This window comes from Streptosporangium sp. NPDC000095, from assembly GCF_042899335.1.
Classification (GTDB): domain Bacteria; phylum Actinomycetota; class Actinomycetes; order Streptosporangiales; family Streptosporangiaceae; genus Streptosporangium.
Window position 1 is genome coordinate 26,075 of sequence record NZ_JBIAZS010000022.1, and the last position, 23,797, is coordinate 49,871.

At 70.6% G+C, this 23,797-nt stretch carries 20 protein-coding genes; 8 read left to right on the top strand and 12 right to left on the bottom strand.

Going from position 1 to position 23,797, the window contains the following annotated elements; genetic code table 11:
* Nucleotides 1-172: 172 nt before the first annotated feature.
* The 3 genes from ACFY3V_RS35135 to ACFY3V_RS35145 form a co-directional block, all read right to left on the bottom strand.
* On the bottom strand, nt 173-757 hold the full coding sequence (locus ACFY3V_RS35135) for a DUF305 domain-containing protein (RefSeq protein ID WP_362902996.1): 585 nt from the start codon (nt 755-757) through the stop codon (nt 173-175).
* A 211-nt stretch (nt 758-968) separates the two neighbouring features.
* Nucleotides 969-2,867, bottom strand: coding sequence for an ABC transporter ATP-binding protein (locus ACFY3V_RS35140; RefSeq protein WP_389779478.1), 1,899 nt, complete (start codon nt 2,865-2,867; stop codon nt 969-971).
* Entirely contained in the window at nt 2,864-4,720 is a 1,857-nt protein-coding gene (locus ACFY3V_RS35145) for an ABC transporter ATP-binding protein (protein ID WP_389779480.1), read from the bottom strand. The genes ACFY3V_RS35140 and ACFY3V_RS35145 overlap by 4 nt, the downstream gene beginning before the upstream one ends.
* A 365-nt stretch (nt 4,721-5,085) precedes the next feature.
* Between ACFY3V_RS35145 and ACFY3V_RS35150 the strand changes: the two genes are divergently transcribed.
* Both ACFY3V_RS35150 and ACFY3V_RS35155 read left to right on the top strand, forming a co-directional pair.
* Complete coding sequence (locus ACFY3V_RS35150) at nt 5,086-5,892, top strand: UTRA domain-containing protein (RefSeq protein WP_362902990.1); 807 nt, start codon at nt 5,086-5,088, stop codon at nt 5,890-5,892.
* 277 nt (nt 5,893-6,169) lie between these two features.
* Complete coding sequence (locus tag ACFY3V_RS35155; protein ID WP_362902988.1) at nt 6,170-7,429, top strand: MFS transporter; 1,260 nt, start codon at nt 6,170-6,172, stop codon at nt 7,427-7,429.
* 144 nt (nt 7,430-7,573) lie between these two features.
* Here ACFY3V_RS35155 and ACFY3V_RS35160 read toward each other — a convergent pair whose 3' ends face one another.
* Nucleotides 7,574-8,533 carry an endonuclease/exonuclease/phosphatase family protein gene (locus ACFY3V_RS35160; RefSeq protein WP_362902986.1) on the bottom strand — a complete coding sequence of 320 codons (960 nt, stop codon included), beginning with the start codon at nt 8,531-8,533 and terminating at the stop codon, nt 7,574-7,576.
* Between the two features lie 159 nt (nt 8,534-8,692).
* On the opposite strand from ACFY3V_RS35160, the gene ACFY3V_RS35165 reads away from it, so the two are divergent.
* From ACFY3V_RS35165 to ACFY3V_RS35190, 6 genes are all read left to right on the top strand, one after another.
* Nucleotides 8,693-8,827, top strand: a complete 135-nt coding sequence (locus tag ACFY3V_RS35165; RefSeq protein WP_362902984.1) for a hypothetical protein — start codon at nt 8,693-8,695, stop codon at nt 8,825-8,827.
* Complete coding sequence (locus ACFY3V_RS35170) at nt 8,824-10,029, top strand: MFS transporter (protein ID WP_362902982.1); 1,206 nt, start codon at nt 8,824-8,826, stop codon at nt 10,027-10,029. Before ACFY3V_RS35165 ends, ACFY3V_RS35170 begins: the two co-directional genes overlap by 4 nt.
* Before the next feature lie 145 nt (nt 10,030-10,174).
* Entirely contained in the window at nt 10,175-11,716 is a 1,542-nt protein-coding gene (locus ACFY3V_RS35175) for an ABC transporter substrate-binding protein (RefSeq protein WP_389779484.1), read from the top strand.
* Complete coding sequence (locus tag ACFY3V_RS35180) at nt 11,713-12,714, top strand: ABC transporter permease (protein ID WP_362902978.1); 1,002 nt, start codon at nt 11,713-11,715, stop codon at nt 12,712-12,714. The genes ACFY3V_RS35175 and ACFY3V_RS35180 overlap by 4 nt, the downstream gene beginning before the upstream one ends.
* Before the next feature lie 20 nt (nt 12,715-12,734).
* Nucleotides 12,735-13,511: an ABC transporter permease gene (locus ACFY3V_RS35185; RefSeq protein WP_389779486.1), complete on the top strand. Its 777-nt coding sequence runs from the start codon at nt 12,735-12,737 to the stop codon at nt 13,509-13,511.
* A complete protein-coding gene (locus ACFY3V_RS35190) occupies nt 13,508-15,190 on the top strand; it encodes an ATP-binding cassette domain-containing protein (protein WP_362902974.1) in 1,683 nt (560 codons plus the stop codon). The genes ACFY3V_RS35185 and ACFY3V_RS35190 overlap by 4 nt, the downstream gene beginning before the upstream one ends.
* On the opposite strand, the gene ACFY3V_RS35195 is transcribed toward ACFY3V_RS35190, so the two are convergent.
* The 8 genes from ACFY3V_RS35195 to ACFY3V_RS35230 form a co-directional block, all read right to left on the bottom strand.
* Nucleotides 15,174-16,232, bottom strand: a complete 1,059-nt coding sequence (locus tag ACFY3V_RS35195) for an LLM class flavin-dependent oxidoreductase (RefSeq protein WP_389779489.1) — start codon at nt 16,230-16,232, stop codon at nt 15,174-15,176. The genes ACFY3V_RS35190 and ACFY3V_RS35195 overlap by 17 nt on opposite strands.
* 243 nt (nt 16,233-16,475) lie before the next feature.
* Complete coding sequence (locus ACFY3V_RS35200; RefSeq protein WP_362902970.1) at nt 16,476-17,252, bottom strand: MBL fold metallo-hydrolase; 777 nt, start codon at nt 17,250-17,252, stop codon at nt 16,476-16,478.
* Nucleotides 17,253-17,510: 258 nt separating this feature from the next.
* On the bottom strand, nt 17,511-18,059 hold the full coding sequence (locus ACFY3V_RS35205) for a hypothetical protein (RefSeq protein ID WP_362902968.1): 549 nt from the start codon (nt 18,057-18,059) through the stop codon (nt 17,511-17,513).
* Nucleotides 18,056-18,523 carry a hypothetical protein gene (locus tag ACFY3V_RS35210; protein ID WP_362902966.1) on the bottom strand — a complete coding sequence of 156 codons (468 nt, stop codon included), beginning with the start codon at nt 18,521-18,523 and terminating at the stop codon, nt 18,056-18,058. The genes ACFY3V_RS35205 and ACFY3V_RS35210 overlap by 4 nt, the downstream gene beginning before the upstream one ends.
* Nucleotides 18,524-18,560: 37 nt before the next feature.
* On the bottom strand, nt 18,561-19,343 hold the full coding sequence (locus ACFY3V_RS35215; protein ID WP_350948827.1) for a hypothetical protein: 783 nt from the start codon (nt 19,341-19,343) through the stop codon (nt 18,561-18,563).
* A 25-nt stretch (nt 19,344-19,368) separates the two neighbouring features.
* Nucleotides 19,369-19,869, bottom strand: coding sequence for a hypothetical protein (locus ACFY3V_RS35220; protein ID WP_350948826.1), 501 nt, complete (start codon nt 19,867-19,869; stop codon nt 19,369-19,371).
* A gap of 44 nt (nt 19,870-19,913) precedes the next feature.
* Nucleotides 19,914-21,455 carry a hypothetical protein gene (locus ACFY3V_RS35225; protein ID WP_389779493.1) on the bottom strand — a complete coding sequence of 514 codons (1,542 nt, stop codon included), beginning with the start codon at nt 21,453-21,455 and terminating at the stop codon, nt 19,914-19,916.
* Nucleotides 21,452-22,954 carry a pyridoxal phosphate-dependent decarboxylase family protein gene (locus tag ACFY3V_RS35230; RefSeq protein ID WP_389779495.1) on the bottom strand — a complete coding sequence of 501 codons (1,503 nt, stop codon included), beginning with the start codon at nt 22,952-22,954 and terminating at the stop codon, nt 21,452-21,454. Before ACFY3V_RS35230 ends, ACFY3V_RS35225 begins: the two co-directional genes overlap by 4 nt.
* Between the last annotated feature and the right edge of the window lie 843 nt (nt 22,955-23,797).

Sequence of the window (23,797 nt, forward strand, 5' to 3'; positions counted from 1 at the left end):
CGGTTGCGCCTCGCGCTTATGCCCTTTTTGGGAGGCTGTGTACCCACGGAGGGCGGGGCGTTCCGGGACAACCCGCCGCTTTGAAGGAACGAAGAGCCCGAGCGGACCCGGAGACGAGGTCAGAGGGACACCGAGTCGACCGGAAGTTGATTCGGCGGAAGCCGGAGACGGGTCAGGCGAGCTTCTCGCCGATCTCGGCGATCTGGGCGCGCTGCTCGGTGACCATCTTCTCCGCCAGGAGGGTGGTGGGCCGGTGCCTGCCCAGCGCGATCGCGACCTGGGCCATCTGGACACCGCTGTTGAGGTGCTTGCCCAGCACGCTCAGCCACAGCTTGTCGAAGGCGGCGCCGGACCGTTTCTCCAGGGAGGCGATCTGGGTGGCCGACAGCATGCCCGGCATGTCGTGCGCGGAGTGGTCGCCCTCCGGCGGTACCTCGACCTCCCACGACCGCAGCCAGCCCGACATCAGGTCGATGTCGGCCGCCTCCTTTTTCTTGATCTTCGCGGCGAGGTCGTTCACGTACGGGTTCTCGCTCCGGCCGGTCACCAGGTCGGCGAGCTGGATCGTCTGCCGGTGGTGGGGAATCATCTCCTGGGAGAAACGGACGTCCGCGTCGGCCCGATCGCCGGCGAGTCCCACCGCCTGGACGGGGGTTTCGGCGGTCATGGCCGCTGACGAGCACCCGGCGGCCAGCATGGCGGAGACCAGCAAGGAGGCGGTCAGAGACCGTCGCTTGCGCGACCGCCGGGTGCTCATCGAAATCACTGCCCCTTTCCTGCGGCTGGGAAGGATCATTCGTGCCGTTCCGCCCTGAGATACGCGGGTCCCCTTCCCGCGGTTCAGGGTTCGCCGGAAATCGTGTGCCCGGAATTCCGGACGCCGGTTCTGCGGGCGGGGCACGGAATTCCGGGATCGGGGAGCGAGGGAAGGCGGTTCGGGAGTGTGAGCCCTCCCCGCCGCCGGTGGATCAGCCGGGGGCGTCGCGGTGGTCGGAGACGCTGTCGAGCCAGGCGCGGTGCAGGTCGGCGTAGCGGCCCGCCCGCTCGACGAGCTCGCCGGGCGGACCGTCCTCGGTGATCCTGCCGCCCTCCATCACCAGCACCCGGTCGGCGATCTCGACGGTCGACAGGCGGTGCGCGATGATCAGGGCCGTCCGGTCCGCCAGGATCGTCCGCATCGCCCGCTGCACCAGCCGCTCGCCGGCGACGTCCAGGCTGGACGTCGCCTCGTCGAGGATCAGCACCGCCGGGTCGGCGAGGAACGCCCTGGCGAACGCCACCAGCTGCCGCTGCCCGGCCGACAGCCGGCCGCCGTGCTTGCCGACCTGGGTGTCGTACCCGTCGGGGAGCGCGGAGACGAACGTGTCGGCGCCGATCGAGCGGGCCGCCGCCACGATGTCCGCCATGCTCGCGCCGGGTCGGCCGAACCTGATGTTGTCCGCCACCGACCCGCTGAACAGGAAGTTCTCCTGGGTGACCAGGACCACCGCGGCGTGCCGCGTCTGCTCGCCGAGGTCGCGCAGGTCGACCCCGTCCAGCAGCACCCGCCCCGCGACGGGGTCGTAGAACCTGGAGGCCAGCTTCGCCAGCGTGGTCTTGCCCGCCCCCGTGGTGCCGACGAGCGCCACGGTCTGCCCGGCGGGGACCACCAGATCCAGCCGGGGCAGCACGGGGGTGCCGTCCAGGTAGGAGAACTCCACGCCCTGGAACTCGATCCTGCCGCGTGGCCGCTCCAGCGCCACCGGGTCAGCGGGCTCGGCCACCATGGGGTGCTCCTGCAGCACGCCGGAGAGCTTCTCCAGCCCCGCACCGGCCGACTGGAACGTGTTATAAAATTGCGAGATCTCCTGCATCGGCTCGTAGAACTGGCGCAGGTAGAGCAGGAAGGCGGCCAGCACTCCCACCGTGACCTCGCCCTGGATCGCGAGCGTGCCCCCGTAGAGCAGGACGGCCGCGATCGTCACGTTCCCGATGAGCTTGACGCCCGGAGAGAAGATCGCGACCAGGTGCATGCTCCGCCGGTTGGCGTCGCGGTAGTCGGCGTTCAGCTGGGAGAAGATCGCCTGGTTGCGCGGCTCCCCGCGGAACGCCTGGACCGCGCGCATGCCGGCCATCGACTCCACGAAGTGGACGATCACCAGCGCCACGGTCTCCCGCGTCCTGCGGTAGACGATGCTCGACTGCCGCCGGAACCAGCCGGTGAACAGCATCAGGACCGGCAGCGGCAGCAGCGCGACCACGCCGAGGTGGACGTCCAGGACGAGCAGCAGGACCGCCGTGCCGACCAGTGTCAGCACGGCGGTGACGAGGTCGTCGAAACCCGACTGCAGCATCTCGGAGATGGCGTCGATGTCGGAGGTGAGCCGGGAGACGACCCGGCCCGAGGTGTAGTCCTCGTGAAACGAGAGCGACAGCCTCTGGAAGTGGACGAACACCCGCCGCCGCAGTTCCAGCAGGATGCTCTGGCCGATGTGCCCGGCCATCCTGAGGAATATCCGCCGGGTCACCAGCTGGACGGCCGCCGCCGCCAGGATCGCCACGACGACCGTCACCAGCGTTCGCGGCCCCGCGCCCGCCAGCATCGGCGGGATGCCCGCGTCGATGCCCACCTTGACCAGGTAGGGGATGGAGAGCGAGGCGGCGTTGCAGGTCACGATGATGACGACGAGCAGGACGAGCCTCCTGCGGTACGGGCGCAGCAGGTCGCCCAGCAGCCGCCTGGACCTGTCGCGCAGCAGGAACGACACCTGCGCCGACAGCTCCTCCTGGTTCTCGGCCGCGACGCCCCGCCACTCCCGGGACCCGTTCGCGTTCTCGGCACCGGAAGGCTTGGCCGAGGGATGGGTGGAGGGTTCGGTCACGCTCACAGCCGCGCCTCCTCGGTGTCCGGGGCGGCCGACAGCAGCGCGCGGTACTCGGGCACGCTCGCCATGAGTTCGTGGTGCTCGCCGACGTGCGCGATCGTGCCGTCGAGCAGCAGGGCCACCTTGTCGGCGAGGAGTACGGTGGAGGCCCGGTGGGCGACGACGATCCCGGTCGCCTCGCGCAGCACGTGCCGGAGCGCCTCCTCCACCAGGGCCTCGGTCTCGACGTCGAGGGCCGACAGCGTGTCGTCCAGCACGAGAATCCTGGGACGGCTGAGCACCGCGCGTGCCAGTGCGAGCCGCTGGCGCTGGCCGCCGGACAGGGACATGCCCTGCTCGCCGATCCTGGTCTCCAGCCCCCACGGCAGTGTGTGGACGAACCCGGCCTGGGCGATCCGCAGCGCCTGCTCGATCTCCTCCTCACTCGCGTCGTGCCGTCCCAGCGTGAGGTTCTCCCTGACGCTCATCGAGAACAGCGTCGGTTCCTCGAAGGCGGTGGCGACCATCGAGCGCAGTGTGGGCAGCGGCAGGTCGCGGACGTCGACCCCGTCGATCGTGACCCGGCCGGTGCCGACGTCGTGCAGCCGTGGCACCAGGGAGGTCAGCGTGGTCTTGCCCGACCCCGTCGCGCCCACGACCGCGAGCGTCTCTCCCGGACGCACCTCCAGCCAGACGTCGTGGAGCACGGGTTTCCCGTCACCGGGGAAGGTGAACCCCGCTCCCTCGAAGCGCAGGTGTCCTCGGGGCCGTTCGATCACGGCGGTGCCTCCGACGATCTCCGGTTCGGTGTCGAGCACCTCCATCACCCGGTCCGCCGCGGTCATCGCCTCCTGGCCCATCGTGAGGATGAAGCCGAGCGCGGAGACGGGCCAGACCAGTTGCAGCATCAGGGTGGCGAAGGCCACCAGCGTGCCCAGCGTCAGCGTGCCGGAGCCGACCGCCAGGGCACCGAGCAGCAGCACGAGCGCGAGGGTGATGTTCGGGATCACCTCAAGGAAGGTGAAGAACCTGGCCGACAGGCGGACCTTCTCCATCGAGGTCCCGTAGACCTTCAACGCCCCTTTCTCGAAGATTCCGGAGACGTACGGGCCGCGGCCGAACGCCTTGATCGTGCGGATGCCGGCCGCGGACTCCTCGACGACCGTGGCGAGGTCGCCCTGCTCGTCCTGGACCCGCCGGGAGATGGTGATGTACTCGCGTTCGAAGCGCAGGGTGGTGACCATGATCGGCACCGCCGAGGCGACGACCAGCAGCCCGAGCGGCCAGTACATGTGGAGCAGCAGCCCGGTCACCGTCGCGATCTGGACGGTGGTGAGGACGAGGAAGAGCAGGCCGAAGCCGAGGAAACGCCGGATCGTCGACAGGTCGGTCGTCACCCGGGAGAGCAGCTGGCCCGACTGCCAGGAGGAGTGGAACCCCATCGGCAGCCGCTGGAGGTGGCGGTAGATGTCGTCGCGGAGACTGGTCTCCAGGCCGAGGACGGCGGCGGCCAGCAGCCACCGCCTCAGGAAGACGAGCAGTGCCTCGATCACGCCCAGCGCGCAGGCGAGCAGTGCGAGGGGTGGCACGGCCCCCGCCTCGCCGCGGGCGACGGGACCGTCGATGATCTCTCTGCCGATCAGCGGGATGGCGATGCCGATCGCGACCGCGGTGAGGGACAGCACCCAGATGGCGACAAGGCGGCCGACGTACGGGCGGAGGTAGGACTTCAGTCGCCACAGGGAGCCCGCCCCGGCGCGGCGCGAGGGGAGGGGGCGCGAAGTCAGGGATGCCGGGTTGGTGGCGGAGGCGTGAGTGTTGTCGGTATTGTCGGTGTTGTTGGTACTGGCTGAGGTGTTTCCGGTGTCAGGGGGCATCGGCAGGCGGCACGCTCCTCACGGTGTTCTGACGAGGTGAGAGCCGTCCGGGGCAGGGCAGGCCGGAGCGCCATCCCTCCCAACCGGTCTCCCGTACCACCGCTCCAGGTGGCGCCCCGTCGGATCACCGCCACCCGCGTGACGCGGGCGACCATCCAGTTTCCGCACCCGGCCGCGGCGTCGGCAACTGATTTGACGGTCGGCATGGTGTAACCACCGGGCCAGAATGCCCATTGACCGTGAACCCCCTCCTCGGAGTGAACGGGCGGGTCCGACAGCCTTTCCGGTGCGCGAGGCAGTGTCACCGCGCCAAAATAGGGGGGCTAAAATTCCCGGTGGTGTCGAGCGCGAGGAGGCGGCCCCCGATGGACCTGAAGACGCTGCACGACGTTTCCGGGCTGAGCGACCCCATCGAGCGCGCGCGGGTTCTGAGCCGCCTCATGACCGAAGAGCAGGGACTCGTCGCGGAGGCGGCGAAGATGCGCCGTCAGGCGATCGCCGAGGCCCGTGACTCCGGGATGAGCCTGGAGGAGATAGCGGCGCGCCTGGGCGTGTCCCCCGGCCGCATCTCCCAGATGAGGAAGGGGCCGGCGGCGCGGGTCCCCGAGGAGCCCACGGTCCGTGAGCCGAAGGTCGTGGTGCGGCGGGCGCTGCCCACCGACCCCGCCGATCGAGGCTCGGCGTCCCTGTTCCTCGCCGAGGCGGAAAGGCAGGGCGTCACGCCCGGCCGCAGAATGCTCTACGTGGGACCGGAACCGGCCGGTGAACACGTGGCCGCGCGCCTGCGCGTCGAACCCGGTGCCGAGGTGATCGCCCGCAGGAAGATGATGACCGCCGACGGGATCCCGGTGCGCGTCGCCACCAGCTACTTCCGGACGGACCTGTTCGGGGGCACCCGCCTCGCCGAGCCGGGGTTCGTGAAGCCGTCACTGCAGGCGGCGCTGATCGCCCTCGGCCACACCTTCGGCCGCGCCGAGGAGAGCCTGACGGCCCGCCCGCCGACCTCCTTCGAGTACGAGACCCTGGAGCTCGAACCGGGGGAGTGGGTCGTCCACATCCTTCGCACCGGCTACTCCGACGAGGACGTCCCCGTCCACGTCCTGGAGACCGTCTGCGCCGCGAGCAGGCACGTCTTCCCGATCGGCCAGGTCTCCGGGCACGACGAGTTCTGACCGGCCCCGCCGGGTTTCCCGCACACACCCGCGCACCCGAAAGGCGGAGGCGAGACGGACCCGCCCGCCGTGCTCGCGACGCCGCCTCCACGGCCGAGTGACGCTTCGTCCTGAAGAGGAAAAAAGGGGAGGCCACAGCGGGCTGGGCGACTGTATGGTCTGTGACATGACCTGGCGACATTGATCCTGAACGATCGGTCGGTCCGGCGCGAGCTGCCGTGGACCTCCGGAGATGCCGAGCATCCCGAAGTCCGCCAGCCCTCGCGAGAAGGACCTCATGACCACTTCTTCTTTTCTCCGTGCGCCCGAAGGACGTGCGAAGCGCCTCGCCGCGACGCTCTACGTCTACACCTTCCTTGATGAGTTCGTCCTGTTCTACCCGTTCTACGCGCTGCTGTTCGTCGACACGGGTCTGTCGACCGCCGAGATCTCCTCGCTCCTGGCGATCTGGTCGGTCACCTCCGTCGTGCTGGAGGTCCCCTCGGGGGTGTGGGCCGACGCCGTCTCGCGGCGCGCGCTGCTCGCCCTGGCACCATTGCTCGCCGCGGCCGGTTTCCTCCTGTGGGTCGCGGCCCCCTCCTACTGGGTGTTCGCCGCGGGCTTCGTGCTGTGGGGTGCCTCGGGAGCGCTGCAGTCGGGCGCGCTGGAGGCTCTGGTCTACACCGAACTCGACCGCCTGGGCGCGACCGGCCGTTACGCCGCGGTCATCGGCCGTGCCCGCGCGATCGGCACGGGTGCCGTCATGCTGTCCATGGCCGTGGCCGCCCCGGTGTTCGCCGTCGGCGGCTACCCGCTGGTCGCCGCGGGCAGTGTCCTGGCGTGCGTGCTCGCCGCGGTGGCCGCGCTCGCCTTTCCCGAGCGTCGCGTACGCCCCGGGGAGGAACGCGAGGAGGCCGGTGGGGAGGAGACGCCGGCCGGTGGCTACGCCGCGATCCTGCGCGAGGGGCTGCGGGCGGCGCGCGCCGACCGGCCGACGCGCCGGGCGCTGCTGCTGGTACCGGCGGTGACGGCCCTGTGGGGTTCGCTGGAGGAGTACACCCCGCTGCTCGCGGTCGGCACCGGCGTCACCACGCACGTCGTGCCGCTCCTGGTGCTTCTGGTCTCCGTGGGTGTCGCGGCCGGTGGCGTGCTCGCGGCGGCCGGGCGGAGCCTCACCGACCGGGAGTTCGCCGCGCTTCTCGCGTTCGGGGCGCTCGCGCTCGGCGCGGGCGCGTTCAGCGGCGTCGCGGTGGGGTTCGTCGCCCTCGCGACGGCCTTCTGCGTCTTCCAGATGGCGACCGTGCTGGCCGACGTGCGGCTTCAGGAGAGCATCACGGGCCCGGCACGCGCCACCGTGACCTCGCTGGCCGGGCTGGGTACGGAACTGGGCGCCGTCCTCGCCTACGGCGCGTACGCCGCGGCCTCGGCGCTCGTCGGCCATGCCGCGATCTTCACCGCCGCCGCGGTGCCGTACGCCGTCCTCGCCCTGCTCCTGTTCCTCGGCGGGTCTCGTTCGAGGAGGGCCGCGACCACCCGGTCCCCGCTCGGTGGTCCATGAGGCGGACCGCTCCTGGCGGATCGGCCGGGATCGGCATCCATGGGGCGGGCCGGTCTCCGCCGATCGGCCGGGACCGGCGATCCTCGCCGGTGAGGATCGGACCGCGTGCCGGTACCGGCCGGGCCCCGGCCTGCCGGGCCGGGGTCAGCGCTTGGTGAAGCGGGGCAGGCCAAGCTCGGCGAAGACCGGACGATGATCGGTGTGCGGGAGGTGGTGGACGCCGAAGGTCCTGATCGCCATGCGTGAGTCGGCGAGCACGTGGTCGATCGTCACACCGGGGACGTTCCAGCCCTGCCGCGGCCAGGTGGGCGTCAGGCCGTTCCCGGTGACGTCGGCCACGTCGCGGTAACCGCTGTCGAGCAGATCGCGTACCGGCCGGTGGTCGAGGGTGGCGTTGAAGTCTCCGGCGAGCACCCGCAGCTCGCCGCCCGCCCTGGGCAGCGCCCGCAGTCCCTGTTCCCAGCACGGCACCCTGCCGCCGTACCGGGGCGCGCAGGGGTGGACCGAGACGACCTCGATCTCGTGGCCGCTCGGGTGCTGGATCACCCCTCGCGCCTGCCGGAACCCGCCCAGCGCGATCAGCGGTTTCTCGCTGAGGGGGTGCCTGGAGTAGATGCCCGAGCCCCCCACCCCGTCGACCGCGCGGTCCACGACGTGGGGCATGCGACGGCGCAGCCCGGCCGCCTCCAGACGGTCGCGCGCGGCCGGGGTGACCTCCTGGAGGGCGAGTACGTCGGGGCCGAGGGAGCCCACCAGCCTCATCAGGGCCTCGGTGTCGCCCGCGCCGACGGCGAGGTTCGCGGCGAGCACCCGGAGCCGACCTCCGTCGGCCGCGGGCTGGTCGTCGTCGCCGAAGTGGCGGGGGAGCACGATCGTCGCCAGCGTCGCGCTCGTGACCAGCGCGAGGGCCGCGGCCGCCCAGCGGCGCAGGCCCAGGGCGAGGAGCAGCGGGATCACCGAGGCCGCCGCCACGTACGGCGTGAACGCCACCAGGGCGACCCACTGCCAGACCGGGGTCCAGCCGCCGGCCCTGAGTAACGCCCAGGCCGCGAAGGGCAGCACCGCCGGCCAGACCAGCAGGCTCACCCATCTCGATCTGATCATGCCCCCGGAGCGTAACGGCCTTCTGTGCAGTTTCGGTGGAGATTGAGGTCTTTACCGGCGCAGATGCACAGAACCACAGCCGTTCAGCCCTGCCGGATTGCAAAGAAAATGAAAGTCATTATCATTCCTTCTGTTGAGTTCGTGGCGAAGGAGATGGTCTTGGGGCATTTGCCGATGGTCGAGAGCCGGGGCGACCGCGACGGCCACCTACTGCTGGAGCGCGTTCCCTGGACCGGTCTCGGTGGCGAGGACACCTCTGGCCTTTTCGGCCTCGGCGTGCGACCGGCGACATGAGAGCGTTCCAGTCCTTTCCACTGTCCGTGCGGCTCCTGCTGGTCAACCAGATGGGCGTCAACACTGGCTTCTACCTGCTGATCCCTTACCTCGCGAGCTACCTCGCCGGGAACCTGGGGATGTCGGCCGCAGCCGTCGGAGTGGTGCTCGGCGTGCGCAACCTCAGCCAGCAGGGCCTGTTCCTGGTCGGCGGCACGGCCTCAGACCGGCTCGGCGCCCGCACGGTCATCATCGCGGGGTGCGCCCTGCGTGCCGTCGGCTTCGGCCTCTTCGCGATCGGCGGCTCGCTCCCCGTGCTGCTCGCCGCCTCGGTCCTGTCAGGGCTGGCCGGGGCGCTGTTCAACCCTGCTGTCCGCTCCTACCTGGCCGTCGAGGCGGGCGATCGCCGCGCGGAGGCGTTCTCCCTGTTCAACGTGTTCGCCAGCGTCGGCGCGCTGCTCGGCCCGCTACTGGGCGGTGTGCTGCTGCTGGTCGACTTCCGGGTGGCAGCCGTCGCCGCGGCACTGATCTTCGCCGGGCTCACGGTGGCGCAGGCGCTGACGCTACCGGCGCGGCCCGTACCGTCCGGCGAGAGGTCGGTGCTCGCCGACTGGCGGGAGTGCCTGGCCAACCGCCGCTTTCTCGCCTTCACGCTGGCGCTGAGCGGGATGTTCGCCCTGCAGAACCAGCTCTACCTGATCCTGCCGATGCGGGCCGAGGAGGTCACCGGCTCCGCGGCCTCGGTGGCGGCGCTGTTCCTGGTCTCCACGGTCGCCACCCTCCTGCTGCAGGTGCGGGTCACCCGGTGGCTGGGGGGCCGTCTCCGCCGGGACACCGCCATCGCGTTCGGTCTGGCGGTGATGGGGGCGGCCTTTCTCGCCCCGCTGCTGCCGGGCCTGATCCCGGTGTTGTTCGCCGCGTTCGGACTGGCCCTGGGCGTGATGATCGCGCAGCCGTTCGTGCTGGAACTGATCCCCGCCTATGGCAGGGAGGGCATCATCGGCACCTATTTCGGGATGTTCTATCTCGCCTCGGGCCTGGTCGCCGCAGTGGGCAACGTCGTCGTGGGCTGGGCGGGCGACACCGCGGGCTGGCTCGCCTGGCCGCTGTGCGCCGCGCTCGGGCTTGGCTCCGCGCTCGCGGTGCGTCGCGCCGGCGTACCGGAGACGGCGGCGCCGGCGGAGAACTCCCCGACACGGGGGCCGCGGCCGCGACCCGTATGAGCTGCGGTCCCCGACCTCGACCACCTCACGTCCGTCTGATTTCGCCCGTCGTCTCGGCGGTGGGGCCCGGCTGTTCGACATCGGCCGCGACGTCGCCCCCTGGTCTGTCGCGCAACCTCCCGACCAATGAAAGGACCTCCCCTCCATGCAATCCCTGAACCGCCGTGGTTTCCTCGGCACCGCCACAGGGCTGTCCGCCGCCCTGATCGCCGGGTGCGGCACCGCACCCGCCGCCGAGATCGTCGCCGGGGGCAAGCCTCGCGCGGGAGGCCGGCTGCGCGTCGCGTTCGCCGGGGGTGGGGCCCAGGAGACCCTGGACCCGCATATGTCCAACCTGTTCGTCGAGGCGTCCCGCTCCAAGGCGCTGTTCGACAAGCTCGCCGACTACGGCCCCGACCTGTCGGTCGTGCCGCGTCTCGCCGAACGCTGGGAGCCCTCCGCCGACCTCACCAGGTGGCGGATCACCCTGCGCCGGGCGACCTTCCACGACGGCAGGCCGGTGCGCGCCGCCGACGTCCTCCACAGTTACGCCAGGATCGCCGACCCCGCGCGCGCCTTCCGTGCCAGGGCCACCCTGGCGGTCATCGACCTGGCCGCCAGCAGGGCCGTCGACGACCGTACGGTCGAGTTCGCGCTCAGACAGTCGTTCGCCGAGTTCCCCAACGTGCTGGCCGCTTTCGGCGTGTTTGTCGTGCCTGAGGGCGCCGAGGACTTCACCAGGCCGGTCGGGTCCGGCCCGTTCGTCTTCGGCTCCTTCGAACCCGGTCGCTCCCTGCTGCTCAAGCGCAACCCCGACTACTGGGAGGGCCCCCCGCACGTCGATGAGTTGCAGTACCTCATCGCCAACGAGGAGTCGGCCCGGGTCAACGCCCTGCTGGGCGGGCAGGCCGACTACGCCCACGACATCACCGCGACCACCGCCAGGACCTACCGGGGTAACGACCGCCTGACCGTCACCCGGCTCACCAACAGTGGCATGCAGGCGTTCGCCATGAAGCTGGACCGTCCTCCCTTCGACGACCGGAACCTGCGCGAGGCGATGTTCCTGCTGGCAGACCGCAGGGAACTGGTCGACACCGTGCTGGCCGGCGCCGGACAGGTCGGCAACGACCTCTTCGGCAAGGGCTACCAGTACTACGCCGAGGAGATCCCGCAGCGTGCCCGCGATCTGGAGAAGGCCAGGTGGCTGGTGGAGAAGGCCGGCGCGAAGGGGGTGAAGGTGCGGCTCGACACCTCGGCGGCGGCCAGTGGCTTCGTCGAGTCGTCGAGCGTCTTCGCCGACCAGATGCGCCAGGCCGGTCTCGACGTCGAGGTCGCGGTGGGCGACAGGGACACCTACTGGAAGGACGTCCTCGACAGGGGCACTCTGTGCTGCTTCCGGTCCGGCGCGATGCCCATCGAGTCCCACTTCGCACAGCGCCTGCTCAGCACGTCCACCACCAACATCACCAAGTGGAAGCGACCGGAGTTCGACGCGCTCTACGCCAAGGCCGTCTCGCTCGCCGACGAGAAGGCGCGCCGCGACGTGTACGCCGAGATGCAGCGCGTCCAGCACGCCGAGGGCGGCTACCTCGTCTGGGGCTTCGCAGACTGGCTCGTCGCGACCGTGCCGGGTGTGGGCGGTGTCGCCGACGCCCCGGCCAACACCCTCGACTGGGCCCGCTTCGACAAGGTGTGGCTGGCTTGACGCGTCTCCGATCCACGCAGCCCTCCCGGCCCCGCTCGGAGGGCCGGGTGAGCCTGCCCAGGTACGCCGCGCGGCGCCTGCTGCTCGGCCTGGCGCAGATCGTGGCGGTCACCGCGCTGGTGTTCGCCCTCACCGAGGCGCTGCCGGGGGACGCCGCCGTGGTGCTGGCCGGGGACACACCCGACCCGGCGCGGATCGAGCGGTTCCGCCAGGAGTTGGGACTCGACCGGCCCGCGCCGGCCCGCTACGCCGAATGGCTGCTCGGCCTGTTCCACGGTGACCTCGGGACGTCCCTGACGGCAGGCCGCCCGGTCACCGGGTTCCTCACCGACGCGGGCGGGCCGACACTCCAACTCGCCGCGATCACCCTGCTGCTCCTGGTGCCGCTGGCGGTGGCCGCGGGCGTCGTCGCCGCGATCCGCGAGGGCCGGTTGCTCGACCGGGTTCTCACCTCGGCCGGCGTCGCCCTGTACTCGGTGCCGGAGTTCGCCCTCGCCGTACTGCTGGTCGCACTGTTCGCTCTGCGGCTCGGCTGGTTCCCGCCCACCGCGGTGGGCGTCGGCCCGAACCTGCTCGCGCAGCCGGCCGTGCTGGTGCTTCCCCTCCTGGTCCTGCTCGCCCGGCCGATCTGCTCGATCAGCAGGCTGGTCAGAGCCGGGATGATCGACGCCCTGAACTCCGAGTACGTCCGCCACGCCCGTAGGCTCGGGCTCTCCGGCCGGAGAGTGGTCGTGGCACACGCCCTGCCCAACGCGGTCGCGCCGGCCGTGCAGCAGCTCGCGAGGACCACCGACTGGCTGCTCGGCGGCGTGATCACCGTGGAGGCGGTGTTCGTCATCCCCGGCCTCGGCACCTCCCTGGTGAGCGCGGTCTCCGCCCGCGACATCCCGGTGATCCAGGGGCTCGCCCTGGTCTTCGCGGCCACCACCGTGGCCGTGAACCTCGCCGCGGACATCGTCGCGTTCCGTCTCGCTCCGCGTGCGGCAGGTGCCACATGAGGCGGGGGGTGGGGCCGGTGATGAGGTGGGGACTGGGCGGGGTGCTGCTGTGCGTACCGCTGTTGATCGCCCTCGCCGGTCCGTGGTTCGCGGGCGAGCCGGTTCCCCGCGGTGCCTCGTTCGGCTCCGGCTCCTTCCTGGGCACCGACTTCGTCGGCCGGGACGTGTGGCGGCAGGTGCTTCTCGGTGGCCGTACGGTCGTGATGGTCGCCCTGGCGGCCACCGCCCTGACCTTCCTGATGGGCACGCCGCTGGGACTGCTGACCGCGATGACCCGGCGACGGTGGCTGGACGAGTTGCTGATGCGGCCCCTGGACCTGCTGCTGGCCATCCCCTCGCTGCTGATGCTCATCCTGCTCGCCGCTGTCGCCCCGCCGGGGCCCCTCACCCTTGTCGCCGTGGTCGCGCTGATCGGCCTGCCGGAGGTCGCCAGGATCTCCCGCGCGGCGGCCCTGGAGATCGCCGCCAGGCCCGCGATGGAGGCGATGCGGCTTCAGGGGGAGAGCTGGTGGCGCAGGGCGTTCGGCTACGTGGGCCGGTCGATGCTCCGTACCCTCCTGGCCGACCTGGGCGTCCGAGTCGTCGGTGCGATCTATCTTGTCGCGACGGCGAGTTTCCTGGGTGTCGGCGTCTCTCCCGACGCCGACGACTGGGCGGTGATGGTCGACCGTAACCGGACCGGCATGTTCCTCCAGCCGTGGGGCGTGCTCGTCCCCGCGCTGTTGATCGTGGCGCTGTCCGTCGGGCTGAACCTGCTCTTCGACGGGACACGGCGTAGCAGGGGGGAGGCCACGTGATTCGCGTTACGGGACTGCGCGCCGAGGCCGGGGGTGGCACGCTGGTCGACGGCGTCTCCTTCGAACTCGCGCCCGGCCGGGTGCTCGCCCTGGTCGGGGCCTCGGGCAGCGGCAAGACCACCATCGGGCGGGCGTTGCTCGGTGAGCACGCGCCCGGGGTGGTCCTGTCGGGGACGGTTGAGGTGGCCGGAACGGTGGGTTACCTGCCGCAGCACCCCGCGTCCGCCCTCAACCCGGTCCGCCGCGTCGGGGCGGTGCTGCGCGAGATCGCCGGAAGGCACGCGCCGGACGGATCCGTGACGGACCGGATCTCGTCCGCGCTCCGCCGCGTCGACCTGCCCGCCGACGGCGAGACGGCGTGCCGCTACCCGCACGAGCTCTCCGGAGGGCAGCAGCAACGCCTGGTGCTCGCCCAGACGCTGCTGACGGCGCCGTCGGTGATCGTGGCGGACGAGCCCACCACCGGTCAGGACGCCATCACCAGGAGAGAAATCGTGGACGAACTGGCCGACCTCGTACGGCGGGGTATCGCCCTGGTCCTGCTCAGCCACGACCTGGACGTCGTGCGCGCTCTCGCCCACCACGTCGTCGTGCTGCGCGCGGGCAGGGTGGTGGAAAGCGGTCCGGCGGGGGAGGTGCTCTGTCGGCCCCGGCACGACCACACCCGGCGTCTGCTGGCTGCCCGGCTGCCGGTGATCCCACCGTCCGGCGCGGCGCCCCCGTCCCCCGATGAGATCGGTTCGTCCAATGGCCTGGCAGAGGAGGTATTCGCTCGCGAGACGGGTTCGTCCACCGGCGGGACCGGCGCTCTCACCGATGGCGGAGAGTTCCCGTTCTCCGGCGAGGTGGGCTCGCATTCCCGGAAGGCCGCGTCGCCACGGGAGGTCGTGCCGGGGCCGGCCAGGCTCGACGTCGTGGGCCTGACGGCGAGGCACCGCTCGGTGACCGTGCTCCACGATGTGTCGCTACGGATGGCGGCCGGACGGTGCCTGGCGTTGGTCGGACGTTCGGGAAGCGGGAAGACGACCCTCGCGCGTTGTGTCGCGGGGCTGCACGAGCCCGCGCGGGGAGCGGTGCTGCTCGACGGGAGGCCGTTGGCGGGGTCACTGGCGCGGCGATCGCGGCAGGAGGTGGCGCGCGTGCAGTATGTGTTCCAGGACGCGCACGCCTCCTTCGATCCGAACCGGACGGTGGCCGACCAGGTGAGCCGCACCGCCGTGCGGTTGCGCGGTCTGAGACCCGACGCGGCGCGTGGCGCGGCGCTGGAGATGCTCGAACGCGTCGGGCTCGGCGCCACCTCGGCGGTCCGCGGACCCTCCGCGCTGTCGGGTGGCGAGCTCCAGCGCGCGGCGCTCGCCCGCGCGCTGCTCGCCTCCCCGAGTGTCCTCGTCTGCGACGAGATCACCTCGGGGCTGGACACGATCACCCAGGCAGAGGTGCTCGACCTGCTCGGCGAACTGCGCCGCGAGTCCGGGCTCACCCTCATGCTGATCAGCCACGACATGGGTGTCGTCGCGCGGATGGCGGACCATGTCATGGTCCTAGCAGGGGGGAGGGTCGTGGAGGAGGGCACCGTCACCCGCGTTCTGGAGCGGCCCCGGCACCCGCTGACCCGAGGTCTGCTCGCTCCATCGGGCCGCGACGGAGCCAGTGGACGCCCGGTCAGGAGCCGCCGGTGAGGTCGTACGCCTGCGCGATGAGCTCGTAGGAGCGGATCCGGGCGGCGGAGTCGTGGATCATCGTGGTGATCATCAACTCGTCGGCCTCGGTGCGCTTGCGAAGATCCTCCAGCCCCTGCCGTACTCCGGCGGCGTCCCCCAGCACCAGCTTGGACAGATAGTCGTCGAGGAAGTCGCGCTCCATCGGGCTGTACGGGTGGTTCTCCGCCTCCTCGGGCGTGGGGATCGGCTGCGGGGCGCCGCGCCGTAGCCGCAGCATGGACAGCCCGCCGGAGCGGGCCAGGCGCAGCGCCTGCTCCGGGGTGTCGGCGGCGACCGCGGAGACGCCGATCATCGCGTACGGCCAGTCGAGGACGGCGGAGGGTTCGAAGGACGACCGGTACAGGTCCAGGGCGGGGATGGTGTTCTCGCCGCTGAAGTGGTGCGCGAACGCGAACGGCAGGCCGAGCCTCCCGGCGAGCCGCGCGCTGAAGCCGCTGGAACCGAGCAGCCAGATCGGCGGGCGGCCCGACTCGGGGGAGCGGGGCACCGCGACGACCCGCTCCAGAGGGTGGCCGTGCGGGAACGCGCCGTCCAGGAAGGCCGTCAGCTCGGCCAGCTGCTCGGGGAAGTCGTCGGCGTCCAGGCCGTGCCGCCCGCGCAGGGCCCTCGCCGTGGCGGGGTCGGTGCCTGGGGCCCGGCCGAGCCCGAGGTCGATGCGGCCCGGGTGTAGCGCGTGCAGAGTGCCGAACTGCTCGGCGACGACGAGCGGGGCGTGGTTGGGCAGCATGACACCGCCGGACCCCAGCCGGATGCTCCTGGTCGCGGCGGCGAGATGGGCGATCAACACGGCGGGCGAGGAACTGGCCACAGACGGCATGCCGTGGTGCTCGGCCACCCAGATCCGGTGATAGCCCCACTCCTCCGCACGCCTGGCCAGCTCGGTGCTCGCTCGCAGGGTCTCGGTGGGTGTCACGCCGGAACCGACGGTCGCCAGTTCCAGGATCGACAGGGGCACCTCGGAAGAGCCGCGGGCCGTCCCGCGGATGTCGTCATCAGCCATGTAGGCGGCAACCGGGCGAGGCGGAGGTTTATTTCTGCCGGTCATCCGGCATCGCCGCCGGGTTCCGCCGGTCGGCTCGCCGTGGCGTCGCCGTTGGGTGAGCTGTCCGGCTCCGCGGACGGCTCGTCGTGGCCTGCCGTTGGGTGAGCTGTCGGGGTCCGCGGGTCGGTTCGTCGTGGCGTCGCCGTCGGGTGAGGCGCCGGGCACTGCCGACCGGTTCGTCTCATCGCACCGCGGGATCGCCTACCGCACCCGGGATGATCGTCCCTCGGGCAGGCCCAGCGGGACCGGTCGTCCGGGGGCGGGGGAGACGAGCAGGTGGCCGAGACCGGCCTCGGAGAAGGCGGCGAGCACGTCCGCCCGGTTCTCGGTGAAGTGGGTCCAGCCCTCGACGTGGAGCGGCACGACCTGCCGGGCCTCCAGCAGGCGCGCGGCGGTCACCATCTCGGTGGCGTTCAGGGTGAGCCGGTCGTCGATCATGGGCGTGCGGACGGCGCCGCCGAACAGCAGGGCGACGTCGACGGCGGGAAACCGTCCGGCGATGAGCTCCACGCACTCCAGCGAGGCGTTGTCCCCGCTGACGTAGACGGTGGGCAGCCCGTCGCCGGTGAGCACGAAGCCGGTGACCTGACCGACGAAGGGCTCGCATCCCGGCGGGCCGTGCAGGGCGGGAACGGCGGTGACGCGGAGGCGGCCGACATCGTGGTGCTGCCAGGGGCGCAGCGGGGTGACCCCGGTGCGCTCGGCGGCCTCGGGTGTGCTCAAGGTCAGCGGCGCCGCGGACATCACCTGACGGCCCAGCCTGTCCAGGTTGTCGGGATGCTGGTCGTGACTGAGCAGCACCAGGTCCACCCGGCCGACGTCGGCGGGGGAGAGAGCCGGGCCGACGGTCTTGGTGAGCGTGAGCGGCCCGACGGGGTGGTCACCCGGCGGATCGAAGGTCGGATCGGTGAGAATGCGCAGCCCGCCGAGCTCCAGCAGGGCTGTGGGACCGCCGATCACGGTAATGGTGGTCGTCATGGCGGCTCCGTTCGTCGCACGGCCGGGCATCGTCTTGATCACAGCCTCGATCACGCGGGCCGAACGGGACACGGGACGCGGGCCGATCTCCGATCGAGCGTATCTCCCAGAGGACGGCCTTCCCAGTAGGAAAGGCCGCGAGGATCTCGCGTGTCCCGCACCCGCCGGTCATGGCCGCCGCCCGGCGACCATGACCTCCCGCCTGCGCTCTCCGGTGCTCTCACGGGGTCACGTCGCGCTCACGACCCCTCGGGACGGTCAGACGGGCAGGACCCGCAGGGCGGGGTAGCGAGGCGAGTTCAGGTACAGCTTGTCGGTGCCGTGCTCCTTCTCCAGCTCCAGGACGAACCGGTAGCGGTAGAGGCCCGGCCGGGCCTCGCTCATCACCGCCCCGGCCCAGTAGTAGTAGACGGCGGTGTACTGGTCGCGCATCCGGTCGGGGGCGCCGTAGACCTTGAGCTCGGTCATGATCCGGCGTTCGGCGACGTCGTCCTCGTCACCCTTCTCGATGTCGAGGAAGACCAAGTTGTTGATCTTCGGCATCGGCGGCCAGGTGCCGTCCGCGCGGCGGTGCATGTCGATGGGGCGGATGATCCAGTTGACCACCTGCCCCTGCTTGCAGATGGTCTCCAGGTGGTCGGTGCCCTGCCCGACCCCGCCGACGCTGTTGTCCATCATGTAGAGGCAACCGTCCAGGGACTTCGTCGCGGCGGCCCTCTCCATGTCGACGAGGGTCACCACGTTCAGCTGGACGGAGTTGAGCTGGCCACGATCGGTGAAGTCGGTGGCCGCGTACGCCTGGCTCATCGGCCCTCCTTTTCCTCGGTGACAGGACCGGCCAGGGCCGGTCGGGCGGTGGCGGTGAACGGCGTGCTGACGGTGCCGAGCAGGAACGAGAGCCGGTACGGGACCGGTTCGGTGAGGTCCTGCTTCACCTCGGCGGTCCAGAACACGATGTCGGTGCCGGGATACACCTTCTGCGTGGGTTCGGCGACCCGCGGGTCGATCTCGATGCCGGCGAGGGAGACGTAGGTCTCGCACTCCAGCGGGATCACGTTCCACAGCAGGGTGTCGCCTTTGCGCACCCGGCTGTGCAGCGCGGGGGTGCCGAAACCGGTGGATCCCGCGGTCTTGTTGGTGTCGTAGAAGTAGAGGTTGTCGTCGAGGTTCTCCGACGCCAGCGCGGCCACGGGGTCGACCACCGCGGTGATCGTCACGGGCCGGGTGGGCTTGGCGGTCCGGCTTTCCTGCTGCTTGTTCCTCGGGGGCATGCGTTCCTCCGCTCGAAGGTGTTCCGATTCGGACGGGTCAGCCGGCGGCGGGGACGGGTGGCAGGGGGAGCACGCCCAGTCCGGCACCGGTGAACCCGTTACGCTTCGGATCGTTGATGATCTTGAGGCTGGACTCGCAGGTCAGGTCCACGGACTCCCAGACCATCTCGCCGCCCCGCTCGACCAGCTCGTGCAGCTGGATGTGCATCGTGTACGGATAGACCCCGGGCCGGCTCGTGTCCACGGTCGCGGCCCAGTACCAGCCGTCGTAGATCATGTCGGGGGACCCGTACTGGGCCGGATACATGATCTTCTCGCTCACGGCCTGGCCGGTGATGTCGGTGATCACCGGGGCCGGGTAGTTGTAGGCGCCGGAGCCGCTGGTGGTCTTGCCGGTGACGTCCAGCAGCTTGGCGTCGGTGAGACCGCGCCCGCCACCGCGCTTTTCCGCGTGCTTGCCGACCCGCCGCTGCAGCCGCTTGAGATCGCCCTCGCTCACGCCACCCTCGGCGTTGAGCGAGGCGAGCTCGTTCAGCGTGCGCTGGTCGTCGGCGCGTTCCTGCTCGGCGAGGTAGTTGCGCGGCACCGTCGGCGGGATCGAACCCAGCGCCGCGGGCAACCAGTTGAGCACCTGCTCGGTCGCCTGCGACCCGTCGAGGAAATGGGTGCCGGGCACGATCGTCACCAACTGCTCGGTGCCCACCCCGGTCGAGCCGAACAGCTTCATGTTGTCGAACCAGTACGTGTTGCCGTTGAGCGACCGCGTCTTGAGCGCGTTCTCGACGTCGAAGAGCACGATGATCCCGTGTTGCTGGGCCATGAGACCGCCTTTCGCGAAACGTGGCTCACACGCGCAGCAGCGCGGGCGAGTCGATGGACAACACGCTGTTGGGTCCTTCGTGGAGCCTGACGGAGAGCCGGTAGCGGTACGGGACACCGGGCGTCATGTCGTAGGGCACGACGCCCTCCCACACCAGCAGGTCGTGGTTCTCGTATCCGTTGGAGCCCATGGCGTCGACCGCCGCCCCGGACACGACACCGGGTGCCGGAACGGCGGAGTGGCCCACCGGGTGCGGTGACGCGGCCTGGCCGGCCGCGGGCGCGGCCGGGGCACCGGACAGGAACTCGATGGCCTGGATCTCGACCGGCGTCTGCACGTCCACGTGGATGGGCGTCCACTGGACGATCTGCCCCGGGGCGACCACCGTGACGAGGTCGGGGGTCCCCTTGTGCCTGCTTCCCGCCGCGCTGTCGTCGACGAGCGAGATATTGCCGTTGTGCAGCGTCCGGTCGGACAACGCCCCGACGGCGTCGACCATCACGACGATGCTGATCCTGTCTTGCATCGATCCTCCCTTGTCGGATGTGATTCGGGTCTGCGGGCCACCACTCAGCCCCGGTCCCTGACCAGCGGCGTCTTGCCGACGGTGGTCCGCTCGATCTGTGGTGAGGAGCGGGGCACGAACACCAGCCGGAACCCGTATCCGGTCTGCTCGATCGCCGCCGCGGTCGCCTCCCGGTCGTTGAAGAGCGACAGGGAGCTCGGCAGAGCCTGGGTGAACAGCTGCCGCGTCCCGCTCGGGCCGAGGGCGTGCTCGACGGCGGCGGCCGTCCCCTCGGCGTCGTCCACCGCGACCAGCAGGGTGAGGGTCCGGTCCTCGCGGTGGTTGTGGAACTGGACCTCGTGCGCGACCAGGTCCAGGTCGACACCGGTCGTCGAGCGCAGCCGCGCGCGCAGGGCCGCGTACGCGAGCGTCGCCGAGTACTGGCTGTCGTTGAGGTGCAGCACGTCGGCGGTGCGCCCGGCGAACTCGAACCGCTCGGTGCGCAGCCCCGGCCCGTTCAGGGCGGGGCGGCGGATCATCCGGTCGCCGAGCTTGAGCCGCAGCAGCGGCGTCTCGTCGGAGTGCAGCCGGGTGACGACCAGCTCGCCCTCCTCGCCCTCGGCGACGGCCCGGCCGTGCTCGTCCACGATCTCCACCAGGTGTAGTCCCGGCACGGCGGAGAGCGCCGGCGAGGCGTGGTCGAGCTGAAGCCCGACGCACTCGGCCTGGGTCGCGGCGAAGTAGCTGAGGATCGACACGTTGGGGAAGAACGCCTGCAACTCGTCGCGCTTGCGCTGGGGCAGGGAGCCGCTGCCGTACATCGCGACCCGGAAGCTCGCCCTGGCCTGCGGGGACAGACCCGCGCCCAGCTCGGGCAGGAGCGCGATGCCCGCGGTGATGCCCATCAGCGCCTTGTGACCAGGGTAGGAGAACATGTGCTCCAGCACCGGCGCGCTCACCGGGCCCGCACCGATGTAGTTGACCTCGGGGACGTGGGACAGGACGCCGCCGACCATGGTCCCGCTGCTCCACATCTGGTAGTCGGCCAGCGTGGTGAACAGCCAGCGCGGCGCGGGACCGCGCAGATAGCGGCCGAGCTGGTAGGCGCCCATGAACGCCCCGGAGATGCGGTAGGTGTCGCGCAGCTCCCGCAGGGAGTACACGATCTCCAGGGGCATGCCGTCACCGGTGCCGCCGCTGGCCACCACCTCGAACCCGCCGCGGTCGAGCGGCACGACCATCCCGGCCCGCGCGCCCATGAACATGTCACGCTGCACGGTCTTGTCCGAGAGGGGGATCCGCTCCCACTCGGACATGTCGGCGGGGGCGTCGCGGATCCCGAAGTAGTGCAGCCGCTCGCGCCACAGCGGGTTGAGCAGGGCGATGCCGACGAGCTGCTGAAGCCGGCGGAACACCAGCGCGTTCTGCAGGTCGAGCGGGGACTCGCAGTACGGGGCTCCGGTGAGCCGCCCGCACTCCTCCAGCTTGCCCGCGAACGACGGCAGCCCGATGACGTCGTCCACCGAGCGGGGCCGCAGCTCCTCCTCGGGGATCAGTCGTGCCGCCAGCTCCGCCGAGGTGGTGAGGTCCACATCCGTCATGGTCATGAATGGCTCCTGTTCCGCTGGTCGTCGCGGGTCGTGGCGCTCGTACGCAGCACCCGTTGCCCGATGTCCCTGATCTCGTCGATGAGCATGGTCAGGTGGCCCGCGTCGATCAGGTGGTTCATCACCACCACGCGCAGCGCCGCCACCTTGTCGATGTCGACCTTGGAGATGAAGAAGCGCCCGCCGCCCCGGATCCGGTTGCGGATCTCCAGTTGCAGCCGATGCGCGATCGCCGGTTCCAGGTCGTCCGGCAGATATCGGAAGCACAGGATGTTGGACTCCGGCTCGTGTGTCACGGCGAAGTCCGGTTCGGCGGCGAGCATCCGGTGCGCCTGCCGGGTCACCTCGCACAGCTGGTCGATCCGCTGTGCGAACAGCGCCGGGCCGTAGACCGACCAGACCGTCCAGAGCGGCATGATCATCGGGCGTTTCGTGCACTCGAGGTTCTTGTCCGCGCTGTCGTAGGCGCTGTAGACGTCGGGCTCCTCGTCGAAGACGTAGCTGGCCCGCTGCCGGAACGCGCCGCGCGCCGCCGCGCCGTCACGGTAGAAGAGCAGCGTGCACGGCGACGGCATGAACAGCATCTTGTGGGCGTCCCAGGTCAGGGAGTCGGCCTGCTCGATGCCGCGCAGCCGGTGCCTGTGCCGGTCCGACAGCAGCAGGCTCGCCCCGTGCGCCCCGTCCACGTGGAGCCAGAGCCCGTGCCGGCGCGCCACGGCGGCGAGCTCCTCCAGCGGGTCGAAGGCGCCCACCGAGGTGGTCCCGGCCGAGGCCACCAGGCAGAACGGCCGCAGGCCGCGCCGGTAGGCCTCGTCCAGCGCCGGGCCGGACAGCTCCGGGCGGATCCGCCCGGCCTGATCGACGGGGAGACGGATGATCTGTCCTTCTCCGATGCCGAGGACTCCTGCCGCCCGGGTCACGCTGTAGTGGGCCTCCTCGCTGACCGCGATGGCCGGGGGACCGGGCAGGGCGCCCACGCCGCGGGTCCAGATCTGCGGGAAGGCGCGGTTGCGGGCGGCGAGCAGCGCGGTCAGGTTGGCGAGGGAGCCCCCCGAGGTCGTCACCATGGCGAACCGGTCACGGTCCCAGCCGATGAACCCGTTGAGCTCCTCGGCCATGAGCCGCTCGGCGACGCTGGGGAGCTGCCCGGCCTCGTAGAAGGAGGAGGGCTGGTTGACCACCGAGCCGACCAGGTCGATGAGGCTGGCCAGCGGCACCACGCCGGAGAACTGCCGTCCCATGTAGCCGGGTGAGTAGACGGGGATGCCGGTCCCCGTGTACAGGTCGACGATCTGGTTCACCCGCTCGGCGTCGAAGTCGGCGATGCGCCGCCGTTCCCGGGTCATCAGCTCGCGCGCGGTCTTCAGCAGCACCGCGGGATCGAGGAGGTCGAGTCCCCGGACCGACCGGTCGCCCAGATACGTCGTCAGACGGCCGACGATGTCCATGGCGCCGTCGTGGAAACGCTCGGGGTCGAAGGCCGCGGTGAGGCCCGGCATGGCTGAACGGGAGCCTTCGCCGGTCGCCGGCTCGGGAGCCGTCGGCTCGGGAAAGGAACTCTGGACATCGGAAAGCGAACTCGTCATGGAGGGGCCTCCAAATGACCCGAGGTCGAGAACTCCCAAATGTTCGTGCCTGAATGGGAGCTCGGAGACGGTGAATCGAACTCCCGGCGATCACGTGAGGGTTCTCGCGAATAAACGCGTGGTCTTCGGTGATGCGTCGATCGAGAAAGAGGTCCTCGACGTCGGGGGACGCTAGGCGGCATTCATGCCGTCACCGGCCGTTCCCGGTGTATGGAACGGTCCAATATCGAGGGGTGTCGATGAGTGATGGTGGAAGATGGTACGAGAATGCCTCGCCACCCTTGGGCGGGTGGTTGAGGTCGGTCTGGCGATCAGGGTCCGGAGGAGGGTCGTCGTGGACGAGTCACGGCTAATTCGCCTTGAATTTCAATCGCCGTATATGTTGGCACGCCCTTCATGTAAGTGACCTAATCATTGTTCACGGCAGGGGCGCAAGACCTCGGATGCAGGTGGAGTGGCAGATTGCGGCCACGGTTAACGCGTGTGGTGATCGGTGTGAGGAGATGGTCGGCGAGTCTCGGTTGTTTTACTTCTTATGGGTTTTTTCTCATTAAATTTCATTAAACTCGGCATTCGCGACATTCGCCGCCGTGGGCCGTGTCGCGTCGTGTTGTGCCGTGCCGGGTGGGCTCATGCCGTACGGCCCCGGGGCCGTCACCTCGACGCCCCGCCGCGCACCCGTGACCCGGCGGAAAGACGCGGCAGGCGGGCGCGGGGAAACCCGGGAGGCGTTTCACGAGCCGCGAAAGGAGGCGT

What these genes read in the sequence shown, in the direction of transcription:
- ACFY3V_RS35135 (WP_362902996.1), bottom strand. Translation starts at nt 757, where the DNA reads ATGAGCACCCGGCGGTCGCGCAAGCGACGGTCTCTGACCGCCTCCTTG.
- ACFY3V_RS35145 (WP_389779480.1), bottom strand. Translation starts at nt 4,720, where the DNA reads ATGCCCCCTGACACCGGAAACACCTCAGCCAGTACCAACAACACCGAC.
- ACFY3V_RS35150 (WP_362902990.1), top strand. Translation starts at nt 5,086, where the DNA reads ATGGACCTGAAGACGCTGCACGACGTTTCCGGGCTGAGCGACCCCATC.
- ACFY3V_RS35155 (WP_362902988.1), top strand. Translation starts at nt 6,170, where the DNA reads ATGACCACTTCTTCTTTTCTCCGTGCGCCCGAAGGACGTGCGAAGCGC.
- ACFY3V_RS35160 (WP_362902986.1), bottom strand. Translation starts at nt 8,533, where the DNA reads ATGATCAGATCGAGATGGGTGAGCCTGCTGGTCTGGCCGGCGGTGCTG.
- ACFY3V_RS35170 (WP_362902982.1), top strand. Translation starts at nt 8,824, where the DNA reads ATGAGAGCGTTCCAGTCCTTTCCACTGTCCGTGCGGCTCCTGCTGGTC.
- ACFY3V_RS35175 (WP_389779484.1), top strand. Translation starts at nt 10,175, where the DNA reads ATGCAATCCCTGAACCGCCGTGGTTTCCTCGGCACCGCCACAGGGCTG.
- ACFY3V_RS35185 (WP_389779486.1), top strand. Translation starts at nt 12,735, where the DNA reads ATGAGGTGGGGACTGGGCGGGGTGCTGCTGTGCGTACCGCTGTTGATC.
- ACFY3V_RS35195 (WP_389779489.1), bottom strand. Translation starts at nt 16,232, where the DNA reads ATGGCTGATGACGACATCCGCGGGACGGCCCGCGGCTCTTCCGAGGTG.
- ACFY3V_RS35200 (WP_362902970.1), bottom strand. Translation starts at nt 17,252, where the DNA reads ATGACGACCACCATTACCGTGATCGGCGGTCCCACAGCCCTGCTGGAG.
- ACFY3V_RS35205 (WP_362902968.1), bottom strand. Translation starts at nt 18,059, where the DNA reads ATGAGCCAGGCGTACGCGGCCACCGACTTCACCGATCGTGGCCAGCTC.
- ACFY3V_RS35210 (WP_362902966.1), bottom strand. Translation starts at nt 18,523, where the DNA reads ATGCCCCCGAGGAACAAGCAGCAGGAAAGCCGGACCGCCAAGCCCACC.
- ACFY3V_RS35215 (WP_350948827.1), bottom strand. Translation starts at nt 19,343, where the DNA reads ATGGCCCAGCAACACGGGATCATCGTGCTCTTCGACGTCGAGAACGCG.
- ACFY3V_RS35220 (WP_350948826.1), bottom strand. Translation starts at nt 19,869, where the DNA reads ATGCAAGACAGGATCAGCATCGTCGTGATGGTCGACGCCGTCGGGGCG.
- ACFY3V_RS35225 (WP_389779493.1), bottom strand. Translation starts at nt 21,455, where the DNA reads ATGACCATGACGGATGTGGACCTCACCACCTCGGCGGAGCTGGCGGCA.
- ACFY3V_RS35230 (WP_389779495.1), bottom strand. Translation starts at nt 22,954, where the DNA reads ATGCCGGGCCTCACCGCGGCCTTCGACCCCGAGCGTTTCCACGACGGC.